This window comes from uncultured Enterococcus sp., assembly GCF_913775425.1.
Taxonomy (GTDB): Bacteria; Bacillota; Bacilli; order Lactobacillales; family Enterococcaceae; genus Enterococcus_G.
In genome coordinates this window covers 1-20,895 of sequence record NZ_CAJYIS010000055.1, presented here as the reverse complement: position 1 = coordinate 20,895, position 20,895 = coordinate 1, and the positions used below count along the sequence as shown (strand labels likewise).

20 protein-coding genes and 1 other RNA gene are annotated in these 20,895 nt (G+C 38.5%); 6 read left to right on the top strand and 15 right to left on the bottom strand.

Going from position 1 to position 20,895, the window contains the following annotated elements:
- Window positions 1–32: 32 nt before the first annotated feature.
- The 11 genes from QZ413_RS05975 to QZ413_RS05925 form a co-directional block, all read right to left on the bottom strand.
- Window positions 33–1,874 carry a bifunctional lytic transglycosylase/C40 family peptidase gene (locus tag QZ413_RS05975; RefSeq protein WP_297077496.1) on the bottom strand — a complete coding sequence of 614 codons (1,842 nt, stop codon included), beginning with the start codon at window positions 1,872–1,874 and terminating at the stop codon, window positions 33–35.
- A 236-nt stretch (window positions 1,875–2,110) separates the two neighbouring features.
- Complete coding sequence (locus QZ413_RS05970; protein ID WP_297077493.1) at window positions 2,111–3,622, bottom strand: helix-turn-helix domain-containing protein; 1,512 nt, start codon at window positions 3,620–3,622, stop codon at window positions 2,111–2,113.
- Between the two features lie 214 nt (window positions 3,623–3,836).
- Complete coding sequence (locus QZ413_RS05965) at window positions 3,837–4,724, bottom strand: ribose/proton symporter RbsU (protein WP_297077491.1); 888 nt, start codon at window positions 4,722–4,724, stop codon at window positions 3,837–3,839.
- A 16-nt stretch (window positions 4,725–4,740) separates the two neighbouring features.
- Window positions 4,741–5,136 carry a D-ribose pyranase gene (gene rbsD, locus QZ413_RS05960; RefSeq protein ID WP_297077490.1) on the bottom strand — a complete coding sequence of 132 codons (396 nt, stop codon included), beginning with the start codon at window positions 5,134–5,136 and terminating at the stop codon, window positions 4,741–4,743.
- Window positions 5,133–6,047 carry a ribokinase gene (gene rbsK / locus QZ413_RS05955; RefSeq protein WP_297077488.1) on the bottom strand — a complete coding sequence of 305 codons (915 nt, stop codon included), beginning with the start codon at window positions 6,045–6,047 and terminating at the stop codon, window positions 5,133–5,135. The genes rbsD and rbsK overlap by 4 nt, the downstream gene beginning before the upstream one ends.
- Before the next feature lie 97 nt (window positions 6,048–6,144).
- On the bottom strand, window positions 6,145–7,143 hold the full coding sequence (locus QZ413_RS05950; RefSeq protein ID WP_297077486.1) for a ribose utilization transcriptional repressor RbsR: 999 nt from the start codon (window positions 7,141–7,143) through the stop codon (window positions 6,145–6,147).
- A 125-nt stretch (window positions 7,144–7,268) separates the two neighbouring features.
- Complete coding sequence (gene dtd / locus QZ413_RS05945; RefSeq protein ID WP_297077484.1) at window positions 7,269–7,712, bottom strand: D-aminoacyl-tRNA deacylase; 444 nt, start codon at window positions 7,710–7,712, stop codon at window positions 7,269–7,271.
- Between the two features lies 1 nt (window position 7,713).
- Complete coding sequence (locus QZ413_RS05940) at window positions 7,714–9,927, bottom strand: bifunctional (p)ppGpp synthetase/guanosine-3',5'-bis(diphosphate) 3'-pyrophosphohydrolase (protein ID WP_297077482.1); 2,214 nt, start codon at window positions 9,925–9,927, stop codon at window positions 7,714–7,716.
- 101 nt (window positions 9,928–10,028) lie between these two features.
- A complete protein-coding gene (locus tag QZ413_RS05935; RefSeq protein ID WP_297077522.1) occupies window positions 10,029–10,790 on the bottom strand; it encodes a 16S rRNA (uracil(1498)-N(3))-methyltransferase in 762 nt (253 codons plus the stop codon).
- Window positions 10,768–11,733 carry a 50S ribosomal protein L11 methyltransferase gene (gene prmA, locus QZ413_RS05930; protein ID WP_297077480.1) on the bottom strand — a complete coding sequence of 322 codons (966 nt, stop codon included), beginning with the start codon at window positions 11,731–11,733 and terminating at the stop codon, window positions 10,768–10,770. Before prmA ends, QZ413_RS05935 begins: the two co-directional genes overlap by 23 nt.
- Before the next feature lie 11 nt (window positions 11,734–11,744).
- Entirely contained in the window at window positions 11,745–12,230 is a 486-nt protein-coding gene (locus tag QZ413_RS05925) for a DUF3013 family protein (protein WP_297077478.1), read from the bottom strand.
- A gap of 136 nt (window positions 12,231–12,366) precedes the next feature.
- Between QZ413_RS05925 and QZ413_RS05920 the strand changes: the two genes are divergently transcribed.
- Window positions 12,367–13,647 (top strand): replication-associated recombination protein A, encoded by a 1,281-nt coding sequence (locus tag QZ413_RS05920; protein ID WP_297077477.1) that lies wholly within the window; start codon window positions 12,367–12,369, stop codon window positions 13,645–13,647.
- A 62-nt stretch (window positions 13,648–13,709) separates the two neighbouring features.
- Window positions 13,710–13,904, top strand: a non-coding RNA gene (gene ssrS / locus QZ413_RS05915) — 6S RNA.
- A 70-nt stretch (window positions 13,905–13,974) separates the two neighbouring features.
- Here ssrS and QZ413_RS05910 read toward each other — a convergent pair.
- Complete coding sequence (locus tag QZ413_RS05910; RefSeq protein ID WP_297077475.1) at window positions 13,975–14,400, bottom strand: phosphate-starvation-inducible PsiE family protein; 426 nt, start codon at window positions 14,398–14,400, stop codon at window positions 13,975–13,977.
- Window positions 14,401–14,534: 134 nt separating this feature from the next.
- On the opposite strand from QZ413_RS05910, the gene QZ413_RS05905 reads away from it, so the two are divergent.
- Entirely contained in the window at window positions 14,535–14,816 is a 282-nt protein-coding gene (locus QZ413_RS05905; RefSeq protein ID WP_297077472.1) for a hypothetical protein, read from the top strand.
- Window positions 14,817–14,882: 66 nt separating this feature from the next.
- Complete coding sequence (locus QZ413_RS05900) at window positions 14,883–15,359, top strand: universal stress protein (RefSeq protein ID WP_297077470.1); 477 nt, start codon at window positions 14,883–14,885, stop codon at window positions 15,357–15,359.
- Between the two features lie 173 nt (window positions 15,360–15,532).
- Here the strand turns inward: QZ413_RS05900 and QZ413_RS05895 are convergent, their stop codons facing one another.
- Window positions 15,533–16,927, bottom strand: coding sequence for a 6-phospho-beta-glucosidase (locus QZ413_RS05895; protein WP_297077469.1), 1,395 nt, complete (start codon window positions 16,925–16,927; stop codon window positions 15,533–15,535).
- A 141-nt stretch (window positions 16,928–17,068) separates the two neighbouring features.
- Here QZ413_RS05895 and QZ413_RS05890 point away from each other — a divergent pair, with 141 nt between their 5' ends.
- Both QZ413_RS05890 and QZ413_RS05885 read left to right on the top strand, forming a co-directional pair.
- On the top strand, window positions 17,069–18,049 hold the full coding sequence (locus tag QZ413_RS05890; protein ID WP_297077468.1) for a LacI family DNA-binding transcriptional regulator: 981 nt from the start codon (window positions 17,069–17,071) through the stop codon (window positions 18,047–18,049).
- Between the two features lie 92 nt (window positions 18,050–18,141).
- On the top strand, window positions 18,142–19,881 hold the full coding sequence (locus tag QZ413_RS05885) for a pyruvate oxidase (RefSeq protein WP_297077466.1): 1,740 nt from the start codon (window positions 18,142–18,144) through the stop codon (window positions 19,879–19,881).
- Window positions 19,882–19,925: 44 nt separating this feature from the next.
- Here the strand turns inward: QZ413_RS05885 and QZ413_RS05880 are convergent, their stop codons facing one another.
- Both QZ413_RS05880 and QZ413_RS05875 read right to left on the bottom strand, forming a co-directional pair.
- Window positions 19,926–20,237, bottom strand: a complete 312-nt coding sequence (locus tag QZ413_RS05880) for a heavy metal-binding domain-containing protein (protein ID WP_297077464.1) — start codon at window positions 20,235–20,237, stop codon at window positions 19,926–19,928.
- A gap of 108 nt (window positions 20,238–20,345) precedes the next feature.
- The coding region (locus QZ413_RS05875) for a CAP domain-containing protein (protein WP_297077462.1) at window positions 20,346–20,895 on the bottom strand (550 nt) is incomplete at its 5' end.

Below are 20,895 nucleotides of genomic sequence, written 5' to 3'. Positions count from 1 at the left end.
GAAATCTGAAACAAGATTTCAAGTGTTTTTATTTAACGATTTAAATTTAAATGTTCTTTTGCGTCAAAAACTTGACTTAATTCTGTTACACGGCGAACACCTGCAAAATGCTGTTGCCAATAACTATCTTTAAAATTATGGTACCCGACACCATTACCATTGCTACCAAACATCGTATTTTCATCGACATAAAATTCAACGTGAGAAATGAAGTCCGCATCGCCATATGTCCCTTTAAAGAAGATCAAGTCCCCTGGACGTGCATCTTCTAATTTGACTGGTGTCGTCAGTTGCCACTGACTTACTGTATACGATGGTAAGGAAATATCTAATTTAGCTAGTCCCCAAGATACGATACCACTACAGTCGAATCCCATCGCTGGATTTTTCCCACCAAATACATACTCTTGTCCTTGGAATTCATCTAGAGCCATCAAGATCGGTGAAAATTCTTGATAGACAAATGAACTAACAATATTTCCATAGTAATAATTTCCACCATTTAAATATAAAAATTCATTATTTGCAGCTTGCGAGAAGAAATTCGAATATTTGTATGTCTGACCTGTTGTATTGCCTAGACTAGGTGCTACGACATCTTTGGAATATTTTTGAGCAACACTCAAATTATAATAACCACCATGTGTATGAACGTAATCAATGAATCCTGGACCGTAATTATAGGCCTGAGCGATCAATTTGATATTCTTCTCATACCCTTTATTATAGCTTGCAGCTTTTTCGACAACGTTACGCAAGTGTTTCACACCCTGCTGAACAGACGCTTCTTCTGTTTGGAAATAATTGACTCCATGTCCTGCTGATTCACTACTTTGCATAATGTCTTTTGTACCTGTACCATTTGACTCGACTTGGATAATCGCTAAAATAAGCGGTACATATTGTTCCATACCTTGTTCTTTCGCCACTTTTGTTACAAGATCTTTCCATTGCAAAACACTATCCGATAATTTAAATTGTTTTTGCGTCATATTATTAAGCACATGATCAAGATTAAAGGTTGAATCGATCGTTGAACTTGATGTATACGAAGGATTTACAGCAACACTTGGTGTTTGATACGTATATGTCGGTGTTGTCGGTCTTACTTGTTCAACTGGTTTTACAATCGTTGGACGTGGTGGCGTCTTCGTACTAAGTGACATTGAAGTTGATGTGCTTAACGATACGGCATGTGCCTGTGAAAGACTCGTACTTTGGCTTCGTTTCATCGAAGAAGAGTTAGACAAACTAGCACTTGTCGACGTTGAAGTTGAGTGTTTGATACTTGTTGAATGTGAAGTACTTGTCGATGTTGATAGACTAGTAGACATCGATAGCGATGTGCTAGTAGATGTTGATGTACTTGTCGAATAAAGCGTACTTGTCGACGTACTTGCTTGTTCTGACGTTTGGCTAGTACTTTGACTAGTTTGCGAAGTACTTGTTGATTCACTTGGTTGACTCGTCGTACTTTGACTTGTACTTTGGCTCATCTGGCTTTGCGAGTCTTGAATGGCACTTTGTGAAGTCGTACTAGTCGACTCACTCAAACTTGATTCTAAGACTGTTGTCGATTCACTAGTCAATGAAGTTACAGTCATTGATTCACTAATAGGTTGTGTTACTTCAACAGAAGACACTTCACTATTTACAGGAATCGTTGCCGTATCTTGAGTCGCTAAAATAGTCGATGTATCGCTCTCTTTTCCTTGAACGGGTAGTGCATCAGTACCTTCTTCATGTGCATATGCTGAAATCCCCGTACCTAAAGTTCCGCTAAACATAGCGATTCCAGCATAAAATACTTTATTTAAATGGCTATATTTAGGTGCGTCGTTTAACTTATTTTTTACTAAATCAGTCTTTTTCAAAATTAAAGCTCCTTTCTCCCTAAAAAAAAGCATATACTACATTCATTTTATTGTTTTCAAATTTTTATTTTTTTCATTTAACTTAAGTATAGCACGTTGTTGAAAAAGCTGTGCAATTTTTTCAATATATAACAAACGAATTTTTTCATAGTACTTTATTTTTTGAGTATAAGCTACTTTGGCATAAAAAAAAGACCAAACATTTTTGCATAATCGCTAAATGTCTGATCTTTTCATTAGAAATACTCAAGTGCTTCTTGTTTTATTTTTAGATCTAAAAATTGTGACAATGCCCGACGAATCAAATTCATATCTTCTACTACAAAAGAAGACGAAATAAAACAATTTAACACGTGCTGTTGTTTGTCTTCAAACAGGTAGCGCGCATGTTGATTCATGTGGATAATGATGTCTGGATTTTTAGCATCGAATTCGATATTGTAGAAAAAGCTAAACGTTTTTTCGATGATCCGCTCAGCAATCTTCATCTCCAGTATACTATTAGTCCCTCTTACAGCAACAAAGATCGTTTCACTGTTTACAGAGTAATCCGTGATATAGCCAATAATCTGCTCATACGCTTGTTTGAGCATATCGATTGGTTTGATGATCATGCTTTCATCATATGCCTCTAATGCATTCAAATATGTGGTGATCGCGCGATTCATCGATGGAACGCGTGCGTCTAAAATTTGATAATGCGTCGACCCTTTCCAGTTTGGATAGATCAAATTGGCTAAATGAATACTCAAAATAATTGGAAAAACATCTTGTTTTTGCTCTTGTGTGATCGGTAAAACAATTTGTTCAAATTCTTTGATAGCAAACGAAACAAATTGATAGATCGGTGGTTGAAGCGACTGCAACTCTTCTTGTACAACTTCACTGATAGGTAAGAGATAAAAAATATCTTTAGCTAAAAGTGAACACATAAAATAAATTTTTTCGGTGTAATCTTCAAAATGTTCCGGTACGGTTAAAATATCTTGTTCCATCAATAAGCGGAAAAAGCTAATATTTTTTGTGATCCCCTCATTCAATGAGATACAATGACCATTTTCGATCCTAATCCACTGAATCGCTAAATCGTACTTCATGATCTTCAACATATCTGCATTAATAAAATAGTCTTGATCCATTTTTTCAACTTCATCGATCCGCAAGGCACGCAATAAATGCTCTTCCATCAATGATTCTTCAAACTCTTCAAACGGCCAAGGACAAGCAACAAATAAATCGATCAACTGATCACGAGCTACACGTCTAATAACCGCTTCTTCACCTAATAAACAAAGATCTCCATTGTTTGATTTAATACTCAAATTGTAATGTTTAAAAATATTCTTTAACTGACGATATCGTCGTTTGAAAGTAGATTCTGACAAGAAAAACTCTTCTAAAAAATCTTCTTTGTTTACTTGGTTCCCTAATAGAAGCCGAACACTTAATTGAATGATCGAACAATTTTGAATAATAAAATTGCGTAAATGAAGATATTGATAGATATCGTGCACGCGCCAAATAAACTGGTTTTTATTGATAAACGACAGCTCAAGTTTGTCACTATTCGTCATCTCAATATAATTTGAAATTTGATTCAAATAATTCATGACTGTTATTTTAGACAAATTAGTCCGCTCTGAAAGTAATTTTACGTCAATCTTATCAGGCATTTCTTCCAAACAATCTAAAATAATAATAATTTTTTTGATATCTGGATCATATAGATCAAATAGTTCATTTTTCATTCTCAATCGCTTCCTAACTGGGGTAAAACCATACAACATTACAACATTTTTTCTCGTGTCAAGTCGTTTTAAATTAAAAAACTCCCTTTATATATTTATATTATAGCTAAATTCAAGAACAACTTCAATTTATTTGATGGATTATTTGCGTTATCTTAATATTCAAAAAAACTATGTGGCTTCTTTAAAATAAAGAAGCCACATAGTTTTTGGTTTATAACATAACCGTTACGGCTGCCGCTGCGATGATCAATACTAATCCAACGATCGTAACTGCCATTTCTTTTTTCGTTTTTTGTTGACCCAAGAACCAAATACCGGTTAAAGTAGCTAATACAACTGAAGTTTGCGATAAAATAAAGCCAGTAGCTAAGCCATTCATATCTGGTTGAGCAGAAATCAAATAAGTCAATGCAGCAAATGCAAAGAAAAATCCTGAGATGCTTTGTTTATAGGAAACAGTTTCTAAAAATGCGGACTTTTCTTTATCCTTAAATGATAAGAACAATGTATAGATAACAGCAACAAGTAACATTCCAATCGCTTGGGGCAAGAATGCATCCATACGGTCGATATTAGTTTCTTGTGGAGCTGCTGAGTAAGCCCAATAGCCGATCTCACCGATCACTAATAATAAAACGGCTTTTTTTAAAGCGCTACTATCAGCATGTGTTTTCTTTTCTGACCATACTGTAAGATACGCTCCAATAATAATCACAACCAATGCAATAGCTCCAATAATTCTCGCTTGGGTCGTTGGCCAATCTCCTAGAGCGAAAACTCCCCAAAGTGAAGCTCCTAAAAGTTGAAAAGCCGTTGTGATCGGCATCGCACGAGACGACCCAATCAATTCAAATGAGCGGAAAGTAATGATTTGAGCTGCTGCCCAACCCACACCAGATAAAATCGAAAATGTTAAATCCATTCCACTTGGAAAAGTCGTTCCTTTCACCAATGCAAAAATCAGTGCAAAAATCAACGTTCCAATCGTAGATCCTAAAATTTGATTGACTGGACGCCCTCCAATTTTAGATGCGATCGTTGGGTAAAGTCCCCAGCCTAATAATGGTCCCAAACCGATCAATAATGCTAATGTATTCATGTAAAAACTTCCTCCTCTAAAATACGACGCCGCTTTCCAATAAGATATTGGCATAAGGTGTCATTTCACCTGTTCTCACAAAAGCTGGCACTGTGTGTAAACGCGCCTTCATTTGTTCATGTGGTATAAAGACCACATCGACCTCTGGTAAAAGTGCTTGAATTTCTTGTAAAACTTGTGGATTTTCTTGTTTGATCTCCTCAGCTAAAAAGATACGTTGTACTTCTAATTCCGTCAATACATTTTCAACAACTTCAATAAAACTTGGTACGCCATTGGTTACAGCTAAATCGATTTTTTCGGTCGTCATCGGTACTGGCATCCCGGCATCCCCAATGGCCAAACAATCAAAATGTCCCATTTGACTAATAACTCTGGCTAGATCTGAATTGATCACACTAGTTTTTTTCATTTCATTGCCTCCGTGATTTCGTCTTTTGTAGGGATTGAAGGTTGCGCACCAAACCGTTGTACAGCAATGGATGAAGCCAGATTACCATAACGAATTGCTTCTACAAAATTACTTAAATCAGGTGTTAAATAAGCTGCAAATGCCCCAATAAATGTATCTCCTGCAGCTGTCGTATCAACCGCTTTCACTTTAAAAGCTGGAACGATTCCTTGGTCTGTTCCTGTTGAATAAAAAGCACCTTTACTTCCTAGCGTAATAATGACGATTTTTACTCCTAGATCATGGAAATAAGCAGCTGCTTGCTTCATGCTCGCTTCATCAGTAATCGTAATCTTTGTTAAAATCTGTGTCTCGGTCTCATTTGGTACAATAATATCCGTCACACGCACTAAATCCTCTGAGATCGTCAAGGCTGGTGCTGGATTTAAAATCGTATGAACATTCGCTTCTCGAGCAATTAAAAAAGCTTCTAGCGTACTTTCTAGTGGCGTTTCAAATTGTGCGATCACACATTGACTCGTGGCAATCAATTCGCGACTATTTTGAACATCTACTTTAGAAAATGCACTATTGGCACCACCATGGATCATTATACTATTTTCTCCAGCTTCATCAACTGTAATAAATGCTTGTCCGGTACGCTTATTTGTCAACTGTTGAATACCAGATGTATCGATTGCTTCTTGTTCAAGTAATTCTAACATTACTTGACCTGCTGCGTCATCACCAATCGCACCGATAAAACGTGTTTTTGCTCCTGAACGCTGCGCTGATACCGCCTGATTTGCACCTTTTCCTCCACCAGCAGTGTACATTTCCTTCGTATGGATAGTCTCACCTGGTTTTGGCATATATGCCACACGAAGATTCGTATCTAAGTTAATACTTCCAACAACTGTAATCGGATTCATTTTAGTCAACCTCTTTCGTCATATACTCATAATCATGATCATTTGCCAAAATTAAAACGTTTTAATTCCACAACAAAAATATAGCACACCTTGAAAGCTATTTCAAGGGTGCTGTAGAAGAACGCTTGATCAATTCCACAGGTAAAGAAATTTCCTCCCATGGCTTCGTAGGATCCTCGATTCGTTTGATCAGTAACTGTGCTGATAATTGCCCGATTTTTGCAATCGGTTGGGCAACTGTCGTCAATTGTGGTGTCACGTATCGACACATTTCTACATTGTCATAACCAATAACACTATAATCCTCGGGAACTTTTTTCCCACAGGCAAGCAAGCCTGCATATACGCCAAAGGCCACTTCATCATTTGCTGCTAAAACTGCTGTTGCTTGACTAGTCAATATGCTTAATACCGCCTCCTCACCACCTTGTTTAGTTAGCGGTGCATGGATTACTTTTATATGATTTGCTTCAAAAATGGAATACAGACCGAATAGACGTTGTTGGATATTACTTGGGGCATGTTCGGGGATCACAATGGCAATGTCTCGATGACCAAGTTCATAAAAATGCATACCAGCAAGCTGACCACCTAAGAAATCATCGGTTACAACAGCATCACTAAACCCTTCTGCTTTTTTTTGGTCAATAATAATAAATGGTTTCTCTTTTTTGCGGAGATGCTCATTGATTTCTTGATCAGAAATCGCAGAATTGGCGATGATAAATCCATCGACTCCCCGTCTAGTTAACTCATTTAGATAAGAACGCTCTTTTTCTTCTTCTAAATCAGCATTGCACAATAAAGTCATGAAACCCGCTTTATATAATTCACGCTCAATTCCGCGAATCAATGTATTAAAAAAAGGATTGGTAACGTCTGGTACTAATACACCAATCGTTTTACTATTTTTCATCACCATTCTTCTGGCAAAATAATCTGGTTCATAATTTAATTTTTCTTTAGCAGCAAATACTTTCGCTACCGTCTGTTTATTGAATTTTGCTTCGTGGCCATTTAAAATCTGGGATACTGTCGCAATCGATACTTCTGAAAGTTTTGCTACTTCCTTAATCGTCACTTTTTTCTTTTTCATCTTCTGCACCTCCACCACATCTCTATACTTAATTTTACCACGATTCACTAAAAGTAAAAGCCCTTTCATTAAAAACATGCATAATAAAACAGTAATGTAAGCTAAATACTCACATTACTGTTTTATCATTCTTTCGTATCATAAATAATCGTGACCGGACCATCGTTAACTAACGAAACAGCCATATCAGCTCCAAATCTTCCAGTCTGAACCACGATCTTATACTCGCTCAACGCTTGATTAAACGCATCGTAAAGTGATTGTGCTTGTTCTGGTCTAGCAGCTTTAACGAAACTCGGTCGATTGCCTTTTTTTGTTTGTGCATACAAGGTAAATTGCGAAATACTTAAAATAGCACCCGAAATATCTTGAATACTAAGATTCATTTTATGTTGCTCGTCTTCAAACACACGTAACTGTGCAATTTTTTTAGCTAAATATACGGCTTCTTCTAACGTATCGTCTTCATGTATACCAAGCAATACCATAAAGCCTTGTGCGATTTCGCCTACTATTTCTTGATCAATCATTACGCTAGCCTTTGTAACACGTTGGACAACTGCTCGCATACTAACCTCGCAATCGACGTACACTATAGACGTCTGGTACTTGTTTGATTTTTTCCACGATCGAACGCAAATGCGATAGATTTTGGATGCTGACTGTGATTTTGATTGTAGCTGTCTTTTCTTTGTTGCTTTTAGCTTCGACGCCCACTAGACGTTTTGACATCGAACTAACAGTTTGTAAAATGTCATTTAATAAACCGGCACGATCATACCCATAGATCTCGATATCTGCATCGTATTCTTTATTCGCATTATCCGTATCTTCCCATTCGACTTCGATTGTGCGATCGGCTAAATCTTCAGCATGTAAAACATTTGGACAATCAGCACGGTGAATCGATATCCCTCGGCCTTTGGTGATATAACCAACGATCGGATCACCTGGGACCGGGTTACAGCAACGGCTGATCCGTACCAATAAATTATCGACACCCTGGATCACGATGCCACCTTCATGTCGAACTTTCATCTTTTCAGGTTCTTTTTTGACTGGCTGCGTCAGTAGATCTTGAACTTGTTGTTTTTGTTTTTCTAAATCACGTTCTTTACGCTCTTCTTCTGTCAAACGATTGGCTAAAGTCGTGGGACTCACTTCACCAAAACCTACAGCAGCAAATAAATCGTCGTCCGTTTGGTAATTAAATCTTTGCAATGCTTCTTGCATTTTTGCTTTTGTTAAACATTCTTTTGGTACAAACCCCATCTCGTTCAAGGTTTTGACTAACATGTCATGTCCTTTAGTGATGTTTTCATCGCGATCTTGAGTTTTAAAGAAACGTTTGATTTTATTTTTTGCTTTGCTTGTCCGAACTAACTTCAGCCAATCCCGGCTCGGTCCAAACGAATTTGGAGAGGTCATGATCTCAACGATGTCACCATTTTTCAATTTATAATCTAGTTGGACCATTTTGCCATTGACCTTCGCTCCGACTGTCTTGTTTCCAATATCAGTATGGATATTGTAAGCAAAATCAAGTGGTCCAGAGCCTTGTGGCAATTCTGAGACATCACCATTTGGTGTGAAGACATACACTTTATCGCTAAAAATATCGCCTTTGACACCTTCCATAAAATCAGACGCATCGAAACTTTCATCTTGTAACTCTAAAATTTCTTTAAACCAGCCGACTGCTGGTGTCAGATTATCTGACTGAACTTTATCCGTCTTTCCTTCTTTATACGCCCAATGCGCTGCGACCCCAAATTCGGCGATCTCGTGCATTTCGTGTGTTCGGATCTGGATTTCGACTGGATTGCCTTTAGGTCCGATAACGGTCGTGTGTAGCGATTGATACATATTTGCTTTTGGCACTGCGATATAATCTTTGAAACGCCCTGGCATTGGTTTCCATTTCGTATGGATCGTTCCTAAAACAGCGTAACAATCTTTGATGGAATCCACTAAGACCCGAATGGCTAATAAATCATAGATCTCATCGAATTGTTTTTTCTTATCGACCATTTTACGATAGATCGAATATAAATGCTTAGGACGTCCATAGATTTCAGCATAAATATCCAACTCTTCCGTCGCAACACGTAATTCTTCAACAGTTTCTTCAACATAAGCCTCGCGTTCCGTACGTTTGGTTTTCATCAAATGAACGATTCGATAGTACTGTTGCGGATTGATATAGCGCAGTGATGTATCTTCTAATTCCCATTTGATGCGACTGATCCCCAAACGATGCGCTAGAGGTGCATAGATTTCTAGTGTTTCTTGGGCGATTCGCCGTTGTTTATCTTCTCTTAAATGTTTCAATGTGCGCATATTATGTAAACGGTCAGCTAATTTGACCATGATCACACGTAAATCTTGAGCCATCGCAATCAGCATTTTGCGGTGATTCTCTGCTAATTGTTCTTCGTGCGATTTATACTTGATTTTTTCAAGTTTCGTCACGCCATCTACTAACATGGCAACATCTGGGCCAAATTCGCGCGTCAAATCTGCTAGCGTAATCTCTGTATCTTCAACGACATCATGTAAAAATCCTGTGGCAACTGTATGCGGGTCCATTTGTAACTCTGCTAAAATACCGGCAACCTGAATCGGGTGAATAATATACGGCTCACCAGATTTACGAAATTGATCAGCATGGGCTTTCGTCGCAAAATCTAACGCTTTTTGGACAAAAGCAACATGCGGTTCACTCATATATCTTGAAACAATATTTATTACTCCGGGACCGGTCAAAATAATTTCTTTTGCCATAATTTACCCCTTCTGTTCCCAACATGGGAAAGTTGTTTCATTCTCATTTTTTTACTGAAAATAAGTGTCATCATTATACAAATATTTTCATCTTTTTTCAATTATTCATTTGTATCCGTCAGTAACTCCATTTGATAACTAATCGCACTTAATGCATAAAATGGAGCTGTTTCTGCGCGTAAGATTCTAGGTCCTAAACCACAACGCTGTGCGCCTGCTGTTTCAAATAATGCGATTTCTTGATCAGAAAACCCACCTTCTGGACCAAATAATACTAAAACAGAATCTTGTGCTTTCAATGAGGAAAGCACTTTGGCAAACGTTCCACGTTCTCCTTGTTTTGCCGCTTCTTCATAGGCAACTAAAATATGGGTATACTCAGAAAATGTTGCGACTAATTGATCCAGTCGCTCGTAAAGTTCGACTGTTGGACAATAGCTACGATGAGACTGCTCGGCTGCTTCTAGTGCGATTTTTTGAAGACGTTCTTGTTTTTTTTGACGTTTCTTGTGGTCCCATTTTACGATCGAAGCTTTGGCTGGAAAAGCTTGTAGTGCATAAGCTCCCAGTTCAGTTGCTTTTTGAAAGATCAACTCTAACTTGTCTCCCTTAGGATAACCACTTGCAATCGTCACCTGAACGGGTAATTCTTTTGTTTGTGTCTCTTTACTGACTTCTCTTAGATAGACTTTCTCAGGATCGACTGCCACGATCTTTGCAACAATGACTTCATCTAAAAAAGCAAGATAGACTTGATCACCGTTCGTCATCCGCATGACACGAATCATATGATGATAGGGTTCACCGGTAAGTTCAAATTGCGCTTGTTGTTGATACGCTTCATTCAGAAAGTAACGTTGCATCATCTTCCTCAGCTTTCTTCAAAATAATCGCGTGCCAATCTTTTTGTGTAAAGACTTGTTCGACTTCAAAACCATGCGCATGCATGTTCTCTAAGACCATCGCTTTTTTCTCTGTAATGATTCCCGAGATGATCAAACGACCATTTGCTTTAAGTAAACGTGCAGCATCTTTTGTTAACAACACGATGATATCGGCTAAAATATTGGCAACGATGACATCAGCTGTTATATCGACTCCAGTTAACAAATCATTTGCTGCCACATGGACATCTTTCGCGATCGGATTCATATCCATATTCTCTTTAGCAGCAGCCACAGCGACGTCATCAAGGTCGTAGGCATATACGTGTTCGGCGCCGAAATATTTACTCGCAATACTTAACACACCTGATCCTGTCCCCACGTCTAATACCGTTTCGCCTCCACGAAGAACCACTTCCAGTGCTTGCAATGTCAAATTCGTTGTTGGATGCGTACCGGTACCAAATGCCATACCTGGATCTAAAGTAATGACTTTTTCTTCAGATGATGGCGTATAGTCTTCCCAACTTGGAACGATCGTCAAATAACGTGTAACACGTACAGGATGGTAATATTTTTTCCAAGCCGTCGCCCAATTTTCTTCTGCAACTTCACTTACAGTCAGTTCATTTGCTCCGATTTCTAAACCAAATTCAGGCAAGCGTGCGATCTGCATCTTGATTACTGACAACACTTCTGGTAAAAAAGTCGTCTCTGGAAAATAAGCCATTACATCCGCACCTTCTTTGACATGGACAAAAGACTCTTTGTCCAATAATTCGCCAAAAGCATCTGATTCAAAGTGCTCAACGTCTAATGCATCTTCGATAGCGACACCACTAGCACCAGCTTCCATAAAAATATTTGAAACGGCTTCAACAGCCTCACTTGTTGTATGTACTTTTACTTCATTCCACTTCATTTTGTTTCTCCTTAGTAGCTTGGATACGGCAAAAAGGTCGTTTTCGCCTGTTCCGATTCTTCGTTGATATATTGTTCAAATACTGCCTGATCAAAATGTAGCTCAAACACTTCGATTTCATCTGATAACAAGAAATCGAGCAAGTCGTCTTGTCCAGTTGTCAAAATTTCTGGTAAGTAGCGTACCAAAGCATGGATCAACGCTTTCGAAACCCCTTTTTTCCCTTCAAATGCAAGTGCTGTCAGATAATCTTCTGAATCGATTTTGCTCTTTTTTTGATCGTATAATAAAATCCCATCTTCAAATTCGATCACTTCTTCTTCTGACGTCACACCTGTTGCATCATCTAAACTGATTTGCGTCTTGTTTTCTGCAAATAGACGGACAACGATTTCGATCGTGTGATTTTTCGTATCCCAATCTAGTGCAATATCATAATCTGCTAACTTTTTATTTAATTGTGTATCCAAATAACTCAGCATCGTTTCTTTTGCCATAATATCCTCCAGAGTTCTTTTCTTTGCTCCTTTCTAGTTTACCATTAAACGACTGTTTACAAAAGAAACACAATCAGTCTTTTATGAAAGAGTGTGCTATACTTTTGCTATCTTATTTATAAAAGGAGTGCCGATTATGTATCAACCACTTGCCTACCGCATGCGACCAAAAACGCTAGACGATGTCGTCGGACAGACACATCTTGTAGGTCCCGGAAAAATCATTCGTCGGATGGTCGAGGCTAATCTATTATCTTCCATGATTCTCTATGGCCCACCAGGAACTGGAAAAACAAGTATCGCCAGTGCAATTGCGGGATCTACTGCATATGCATTTCGTAAATTGAATGCCGCAACGGATTCAAAAAAAGATTTACAGATCGTCGTAGAAGAAGCAAAAATGAGTGGCACGGTGATTTTACTTTTAGATGAGGTTCATCGTTTAGATAAAACCAAGCAAGACTTTTTACTCCCCCATCTTGAAAATGGTCGCATCATTTTGATCGGTGCAACTACTGAAAATCCTTATCTATCGATCAATCCTGCTATTCGTAGTAGGACACAAATTTTTGAAGTCCATCCTTTGACCCCAGAAGCAATCGAACAAGCGTTAACACACGCGCTAACGGCAAAAGAGGGCTTTAAAGATGAGTCTGTTTTACTACATGATGATGCAAAAAAAGAACTGGCTTTCGCAACGAACGGTGATCTTAGAAGTGCTTTAAATGCTTTAGAACTTGCTGTTCGTTCAACGTCTCCTGATGAAACAAATCAAATCGTTATTACCAAAGAGATCATAAACGAATGCACGCAAAAAAAAGGCTTCAGTCATGACAAAAATGGCGATGCACATTATGACGTGATTTCAGCATTTCAAAAATCGATTCGCGGAAGCGATGCCGATGCAGCATTGCATTATTTAGCCCGTTTGATCGAAGCCGGTGATTTGATTAGTATTTGTCGTCGATTGCTTGTGATCGGTTATGAGGATATCGGTTTAGCCAATCCTGCTGCGGCCAGCCGTGTAGTAGATGCAGTGATGGCTGCTGAACGGCTTGGGTTACCAGAAGCTAGGATTCCATTATCCGTCGCCGTCCTTGACCTTTGCTTGTCACCAAAATCAAATTCAGCTTATCAAAGTCTTGACCGTGCATTAGCAGACGTGCGAAATGGTAAAGCCACAAGCATTCCTGCACATTTAAAAGATGCACATTACAAAGGTGCAGCCTCACTTGGACGTGGCGTGTCTTACCAATACCCACATGAGTTCAAAGATAGTTGGGTAGCCCAAGAATATTTACCCGATTCATTGCGTCATACACAGTATTACAAGCCCAAAACTACAGGTCGCTATGAACAAGCACTCGCTCAGCGCTACGAAGAATTACAAAAACGAAAAAAGACTTCTAAAAAATAACGCTTACATTTTTTTGTGCATGTCCGTTGCCGCTTTTTAAATTCTGTGATACTATGTAAGTGGGTAATCTGTGATGTACGAATTTTCCCTATCAGTATTGACCGAACATTTTTATTGATATCTTGGGATCCGTCCGGTGTCTCCGTTGGTAACATGCCTTTTCATTTGGTAGTTCAAAATGGTAGACCGTGGAACCCACCTGCTTGTCTTTGCGGGATCAATACACCGGGATAAAAAACGGCATCTACGGAGAATACCCATTTTTTTGGCTATTTTCTGTTGCAAAACAGTTCAATAAAAAAACGCTTGGCTATTTAGCCAAGCGTTTTATATTTTATCTGACTTCTTCTTTGGTGCGGTATGAAAGGCTTTGACTTTTTCTAAAATAAACAATACGACCACTAAAACTAAAATCGCTAAAGCTAAAAACATGGCTTGCAATCCGCTATCGTGCGCAAGTAATAATTCACGTAAAATGGCTGTAATACTAATCAAAATCAAATAACGCACCGGAATATGATGTCCTTCTTCAACATAACGCAGCAACATCAAAATGATTTCAAGTAAGATAAACAGTGTTGCGACTTCTTCTACCAAACTACTCAAACTACTCATCGAATGTAGCGGGATCATATGCATCACAATATTATAAATAGCTTCTCCCATCACAACTAAAATCAACAAAACTAAAAATCCTAACATGATATCCACAAGTAGGCTAACATATCGCTTGAACATTTTAAAATAATCCATAAAAAACTCCTTTTTCTTTTATTATATACCAAAAGTATTTTTTAGCGCGAGGTATAATTTTTTTTTAGAGGATTTGCTCAAGTAGCGATTTTCTTCTATACTACAGTCAAGCATCTCAATAATGGAGGAATCTTATGACAACGATTTTAGTACTTATTTTTGCAATTGCACTACTTAGCATTGGTTTTTATATGTTAAAAAAACCACAAAGCCTCTTTCAATTGATCAAAACCACACCTCAAAATCAAAAATTTATTTCTCGTTATAGCTATGTATTGATCGGTTTAGGGGTCATTGGGGTCATTGGTAGCTTCTTTTTTACAAAAGTTCTGGCCTTGTGGTTTATTGGCATCGTATTGATCCTGTCGATGTTTTTTAGTTTTCAATTTTCAAAAAAAATGTCGGAACGCTTTTAAGATATTCGTTTTCTTTTTTACGAAAAAGGCATACAATAGAACTATACTGATAAGGGGGTTTTGCTTATGTTACAACAATATAATCGCATCATGGTTGCCGTTGATGGCTCTAAAGAAGCAGAATTAGCATTCCAAAAAGCAGTCAATGTGGCGAAACGAAACGAATCTGAACTACTATTGGTTCATGTTATCGACACTAGAGCTTTTCAAACGGTTGCTTCATTTGATTCAGCTTTAGCGGAACAAGCTACTGAAATGGCGCAAAAATCATTAGATGAATATATCGAAAAGGCGCATAAAAACGGCTTAACATCAATCACTTCTACCATCGAATATGGTTCACCCAAAGTCATTATTGGTAAACAACTACCAAAAGAAAAAAAGGTCGACTTGATCTTACTTGGCGCAACTGGTCTAAATGCTGTTGAACGTTTATTTATCGGTTCAGTTTCAGATTATGTGATCCGTAATGCACCTTGTGATGTGTTGATCGTCCGCACAGATCTAGATAATCACTTGCCACCTAAGAAAAAAGGCGAATAAAAAAAGAGGCTGTGACAAAAGTGGGCAGCTCCAGAAAATAAGCCAAATAATCCCGATAATAGGTTCATTTATTTCGGTAATTATTTGGCTTATTTCTTAAGGAGCTACTTCTGGAACGCCGTTTCTTCTATTTATAAGGGGCTGTGACAGAATTCAGTCACAGCCCCCCTTTTTTAATTGCTTTTCATTAATTCTGTTACATAAGCCACGGTATCTGGTTGTTCTGCTTCGATTTTAGCGATTGCTTCACTAAAATTTGGTAAATGATCTTTGTGCGCAATCAATAATTCATCTAATAATGTTTTGGCCATTGAACCACCAGGAACAAGTGGATTGATCGTAAAGGCATGTAAGGCTGCACCATAATCGCCATCGATCGCCGCACGAATGACTGTTTCTTCCATTCCTTTCATCACTTGGATGATTCCGCGTGCTGCTGGTGGAAATGCGCCCCAGTTATATGGTTCATGACCATGAGCCGTCACTGGCCCAGATACTTCCACGACACAATCATATGGCAAATCAGTGATCGTGCCGTTGTTTGCTGTTGATACTACCATATCCGTACGTTTGTCATTATAGATCGATGCGATCAATTCACATGCTGCATCACTATAATGCGTTCCACCACGTTGTTCTAATTCTTTTGGTTTATAGTCTAGATTTGGATCTTTATATAGTTCAAACAAACGAGCTTCTGTTTCTTTTACGACTTGGGCTCTTGTTTCGCCACGTTCAAATTCTTCGATTGAATGAGCTAGCATTTCATCTTCGATATAATAATAACGATGATATCCACAAGGCAACATGCCTAGATCTTTGATTTGCTCATAATGAAACGGTGCATTATGGATATTTTTTAGATGACTTTCAGAATCTTCTTGTGGCCCGTAAATCAAATCGATCAATTCCATCGTGCGTTCGTTGCCTTCTTTATCCCATACACGATGCCAATGGAAATGATTGATCCCTGCAAATTTAAAGAATAAATCATCTTCTGGTAACCCTAATTTTTCCGCAGCTTGTTTACGGTGACCAATCGGTACATTACATAGACCTGCTGTTTTTTTCCAACCACCATGTTTGATCGCCGCTTCTGTCACCATTCCTGCTGGATTTGTGAAATTGACTAACCAAGCATTTGGACATAATTCTTTCATGTCTTCAATAATATCTAAAATGACTGGAATCGTTCGAAAAGCTTTAAACATACCTCCTGCACCATTAGTTTCTTGACCTAAAACACCATGAGACAATGGGACACGTTCATCTTTGATACGTGCGTCTAATAGTCCCACACGAAATTGTGTCGAAACAAAATCAGCATCTTTTAATGCAGCACGACGATCGAGTGTCAAATGAACTTCCCAATCTAGACCAGCTGCTTGGACCATCCGTTTTGCCATCTCACCTACGATTTCTAATTTTTCTTTGCCTGCTTCGATATCGACTAACCAGATCTCTTTGATCGGTAGTTCGTCTTTACGCTTAATATATCCCTCAATCAATTCCGGTGTATAACTTGATCCTCCACCAATTGTCGCAATTTTTAACGCTCCTCTTGTCATGAATGATTCCTCCTGATGAATATGTTATCGTTTACAAATACAGCATAAAGTATGGGAACATTCCCATAGCAAGCCTTTTTTTCAAAAAAATTTGTGCTATACTCAAAATAAATGAAATCGTTATCAAAAGGAGCGTTAGATATGACTACCATTATTGATGTAGCTAAAAAAGCAAATGTTTCTAAATCTACAGTCTCGCGAGTGGTTTCAAATAAAGGCTATGTCAGTGAGACTAGTCGTCAAAAAGTTCTTGCAGCTATGGAGGAGTTGGCTTATGTTCCTAATTCGATCGCTCGCAATCTTCAAAGTGGAGAAACCAAAACAATCGGATTCATCGTCCCTCACTTTATTGATCCGCTCTCTGTTTTTTTAGAAGCATTCTTATCGATCGCTAGACAGCATGGTTACTATGTCACGATTTTCTTTACGGACAGTGATCAACAAAAAGAGATCGATGCCTTCAATCAATTAAAGTATAAACAGATCGATGCCTTGTTCATTTTAACTAAAGCAAACGAATGGAACGTCATCACTACTTACGCTAAATACGGGCCAATCGCAACATGGCAACGCATCGATTCACCAGTGATCTATTCGGCTTACGTCGATCATTATCAAGGCTATTTTGATTCATTACTGTATTTATATGAAAAAGGTTATGACCAAATTGGGCATGTGCTAGGTAATCAAAAAAATTTAAATACAAAAGCCCGTTTAAAGGCGATCAAAGACTTTGAAACACAATGTACGCTTCACACTCCAGAAGAGTTTTATTTTTATGATTCTCCTCATGCAAATGGGCGCACGATCGCACATCAGTGGCATGCTTTACCAAATAAACCGAATGCCATGGCGATCTATAGTGATGCGGTCGCGGCTCAATTTATCTCAGAGCTTGAAAATCTAGGGTATCAGATTCCTGATGATGTCGCAGTGATCGGTTTTGATAACAGCGAGATCAGCAAACTGATTCATCTGACAACCGTAGACTATTCGTTACGTTATCAAGCTGAAAATGCATTTATCTATTTATATAACCAGTTAAATCAACAACAAGTCCCATTTCATCCATTGCCGATCACTTTGATTGAACGAAAGACTGTACCAAAACGCAAACGCTAAAGCTATCATTACTGTTAGATACTTCAAGATAATTGTAAAAAAGTGAAGAGTCTTCTATGATAAAGAAAGAAACAGAGAGGAAAGGTGAAAACATGAAAACAATCAAAGCATCAGAAGCCATGATCAATGTTTTACTCGATTGGGGCGTAAAACGAGTATACGGTTTACCTGGAGATTCAATCGATACAACAATCGACGCATTACACAATTACAGTGATGAAATTGAATTTGTACAAGTTCGCCACGAAGAAGTCGCCTCTTTAGCTGCGACAAGTGAAGCAAAACTGACCGGCCACATCGGCGTTTGTTTATCGATCGGTGGTCCTGGAGCGATTCATTTATTAAATGGATTATATGATGCCAAGATGGATCATGTCCCCTTACTTGCGCTCGTTGGACAAGTCAAATCAACGCTTGTCAATACTGATTTCTTCCAAGAAATTAATTCTGCCTCTTTATTAGAAGATGTCGCGGTCTACAACAAAGAGATCCAGTCAGCTGAGTCTTTACCTAAAATCGTCGATGAAGCAATACGGACAGCAATGCGTCAAAAAGGCGTCGCTGTGCTGACGATCCCTGATGATTTTCCTGATCAAAAAATCGCCGATACGTATAAAACTTTAGCTGGTGAAGCCAATTTATTTAGTCCTCCAGCTTTGATTCCAGAGAAAATGGAAGAAGCCGCGCGTTTGATTAAAGAAAGCAAGCATCCAGTCATTTTATCTGGTGTAGGGTCAAAACATGCCGGTCGTGCTTTGACAACTTTTATCGAAGAAAACCATATCCCAATTGTCCAAACGGTCCCTAGTAAAGGAATCGTAGCTGACGATCATCCAAATTCATTGGGCAATCTAGGAAAACTTGGGACAAAACCCGCGTACGAGGCGATGAAAGAAGCTGATTTACTGATTTTATTAGGAACAAATTATCCTTATGTCAATTACTTACCAGACCAAGCCAGTTGCAAAGCGATCCAAGTCGATCTCGTTCCAGAACGTTTTGGCAAGCGATTCCCACTAGAACTTGCGATTGAAAGTACGGTCGAAGATTTCATTACTGCTTTAAACGACTTAGGTCCCTTACGGACGTCTACTGATTTTCTCACTGCTTGTCAACAAGCGATGAGCCATTGGACGAAGTGGATGGAGGAACAACGTCATAATACAAAAGATACATTTGTTCACCCTGCCTATCTCTTTAACGCAATCGAATCACTCGCAACACCAGATACGATCTATTCGATCGATGTTGGTACTTCAACTGCTTGGGCAGCGAAATTTTTACGTGTAAAACCACAACAAGATTTTCTAATTTCTTCTTGGTTAGGGACAATGGGATGTGCATTACCTGGCGCTTTAGCTGCAAAACTAAATTATCCTAATCGCCAAGTATTGTCTGTAGCTGGCGATGGTGGATTTGCGATGGTCATGCAAGATTTTGTGACGGCAGTCAAATACGATCTACCATTTGTGCAATTTATTGTAAATAATCAAAAACTATCGTTTATCGAGGTCGAACAACAATCATCTGGCCAACGAAACTATGGGATCGATCTTGCTGATATCGATTTTGCAAAAGTCGCCGAAGCTTTTGGTGGAATCGGACATACGGTGAAATCTGCAAGTGAATTAGATGCACTTTTACCACGTTTGATGGGTGTCACAAAACCCACGATCGTCAACGTCTATGTCGAAGACGATGCACCGTTACCTGGAAAAATCGTGAAAGACGAAGCAGAAGGATTTGCAAAATTTACCGTTGAAAGTGTATTAAAAGATCGTAAATTCCCAGAATTACCGCCATTGAAGGAAATTATCCGTCAATTGTTTTAATCAAAAAAAGAGGTGTGACAAATTTCTGTCATACCTCTTTTTTGTTATTTAAATTTAACTGCAGTACCATATGCTGTGACTGACTGCATATCTTGTCCAATCGATCCTGAATCAAAACGCATCATCACGATCGCATCTGCACCAAGCGCTTCTGCATTCTTCTTTAGTCGTTCGATCGCACTTTGACGAGATTCTTCTTGCATTTCTGTATACGCTTTGATTTCTCCACCGACGATATTTTTCAAACTAGCACCGATATCTTTAAGGATATTCTTTGAATTTGTCGTAAGACCAAAAACTTCACCAATGATTTCGTACTCTCTACCAGGAATTTTTTCAGTTGTCGTAACTAACATATAAAGTGCTCCTCTCTTTGTCATACTATTTTTAGTATAACAAAAACTAAGGACATTTCACATGGATTCACTGGGCAATCTTACAACAAATTTGTCACTTTATATTGTTTATCTTTTGTATTCATTGCGCTGAAGGCCAGCTAAATACGAAAATGTAAGGTCATATCTTCCCGGACTTTTTTCAGTCAAACAAATCCCCACTGCACCTTCTGTAGTTTGTGCATTTAAGAGATTCTTATTATGTTCCGGTGAATTGACCCAACCATTAAAGATTCGCTGTGCTCCATTATTGACGTACCAATCGAGTGTCGTATTAAAACTTGAAAACCCTAAATTTTCTACATAAGGAATTCCTTGATAACCATAATCCAATGGTGTGGATAACCCTCGTCCGCCATTTGGTCGTGTATGAGAAAAATTCGTCACAATCTCTTGCGCACGAACATTAGCCCCCTTACGAATTGTCGCTTCAGTGCGAAGGCCATTTAATCCTTTTGAACGACGGTAATTATTGATCAATACGAATGTTTGACGAGCAATTTCATCTCTTGCTTGCTCGACCGTCATCGCACTTGGTGCAGTGGTGGTCTCTTGTGGCGTTTGATCCGCTTGTTGTTGTGCGCTCTTTACACCATACCATGCGACACCTTCGTTATTC

Coding starts and splice junctions, on each gene's coding strand:
- QZ413_RS05970 (WP_297077493.1), bottom strand. CDS start 3,622: ATGAAAAATGAACTATTTGATCTATATGATCCAGATATCAAAAAAATT.
- QZ413_RS05965 (WP_297077491.1), bottom strand. CDS start 4,724: ATGAATACATTAGCATTATTGATCGGTTTGGGACCATTATTAGGCTGG.
- rbsD (WP_297077490.1), bottom strand. CDS start 5,136: ATGAAAAAAACTAGTGTGATCAATTCAGATCTAGCCAGAGTTATTAGT.
- rbsK (WP_297077488.1), bottom strand. CDS start 6,047: ATGAATCCGATTACAGTTGTTGGAAGTATTAACTTAGATACGAATCTT.
- QZ413_RS05950 (WP_297077486.1), bottom strand. CDS start 7,143: ATGAAAAAGAAAAAAGTGACGATTAAGGAAGTAGCAAAACTTTCAGAA.
- dtd (WP_297077484.1), bottom strand. CDS start 7,712: ATGCGAGCAGTTGTCCAACGTGTTACAAAGGCTAGCGTAATGATTGAT.
- QZ413_RS05940 (WP_297077482.1), bottom strand. CDS start 9,927: ATGGCAAAAGAAATTATTTTGACCGGTCCCGGAGTAATAAATATTGTT.
- QZ413_RS05935 (WP_297077522.1), bottom strand. CDS start 10,790: ATGCAACGTTACTTTCTGAATGAAGCGTATCAACAACAAGCGCAATTT.
- prmA (WP_297077480.1), bottom strand. CDS start 11,733: ATGAAGTGGAATGAAGTAAAAGTACATACAACAAGTGAGGCTGTTGAA.
- QZ413_RS05925 (WP_297077478.1), bottom strand. CDS start 12,230: ATGGCAAAAGAAACGATGCTGAGTTATTTGGATACACAATTAAATAAA.
- QZ413_RS05920 (WP_297077477.1), top strand. CDS start 12,367: ATGTATCAACCACTTGCCTACCGCATGCGACCAAAAACGCTAGACGAT.
- QZ413_RS05910 (WP_297077475.1), bottom strand. CDS start 14,400: ATGGATTATTTTAAAATGTTCAAGCGATATGTTAGCCTACTTGTGGAT.
- QZ413_RS05905 (WP_297077472.1), top strand. CDS start 14,535: ATGACAACGATTTTAGTACTTATTTTTGCAATTGCACTACTTAGCATT.
- QZ413_RS05900 (WP_297077470.1), top strand. CDS start 14,883: ATGTTACAACAATATAATCGCATCATGGTTGCCGTTGATGGCTCTAAA.
- QZ413_RS05895 (WP_297077469.1), bottom strand. CDS start 16,927: ATGACAAGAGGAGCGTTAAAAATTGCGACAATTGGTGGAGGATCAAGT.
- QZ413_RS05890 (WP_297077468.1), top strand. CDS start 17,069: ATGACTACCATTATTGATGTAGCTAAAAAAGCAAATGTTTCTAAATCT.
- QZ413_RS05885 (WP_297077466.1), top strand. CDS start 18,142: ATGAAAACAATCAAAGCATCAGAAGCCATGATCAATGTTTTACTCGAT.
- QZ413_RS05880 (WP_297077464.1), bottom strand. CDS start 20,237: ATGTTAGTTACGACAACTGAAAAAATTCCTGGTAGAGAGTACGAAATC.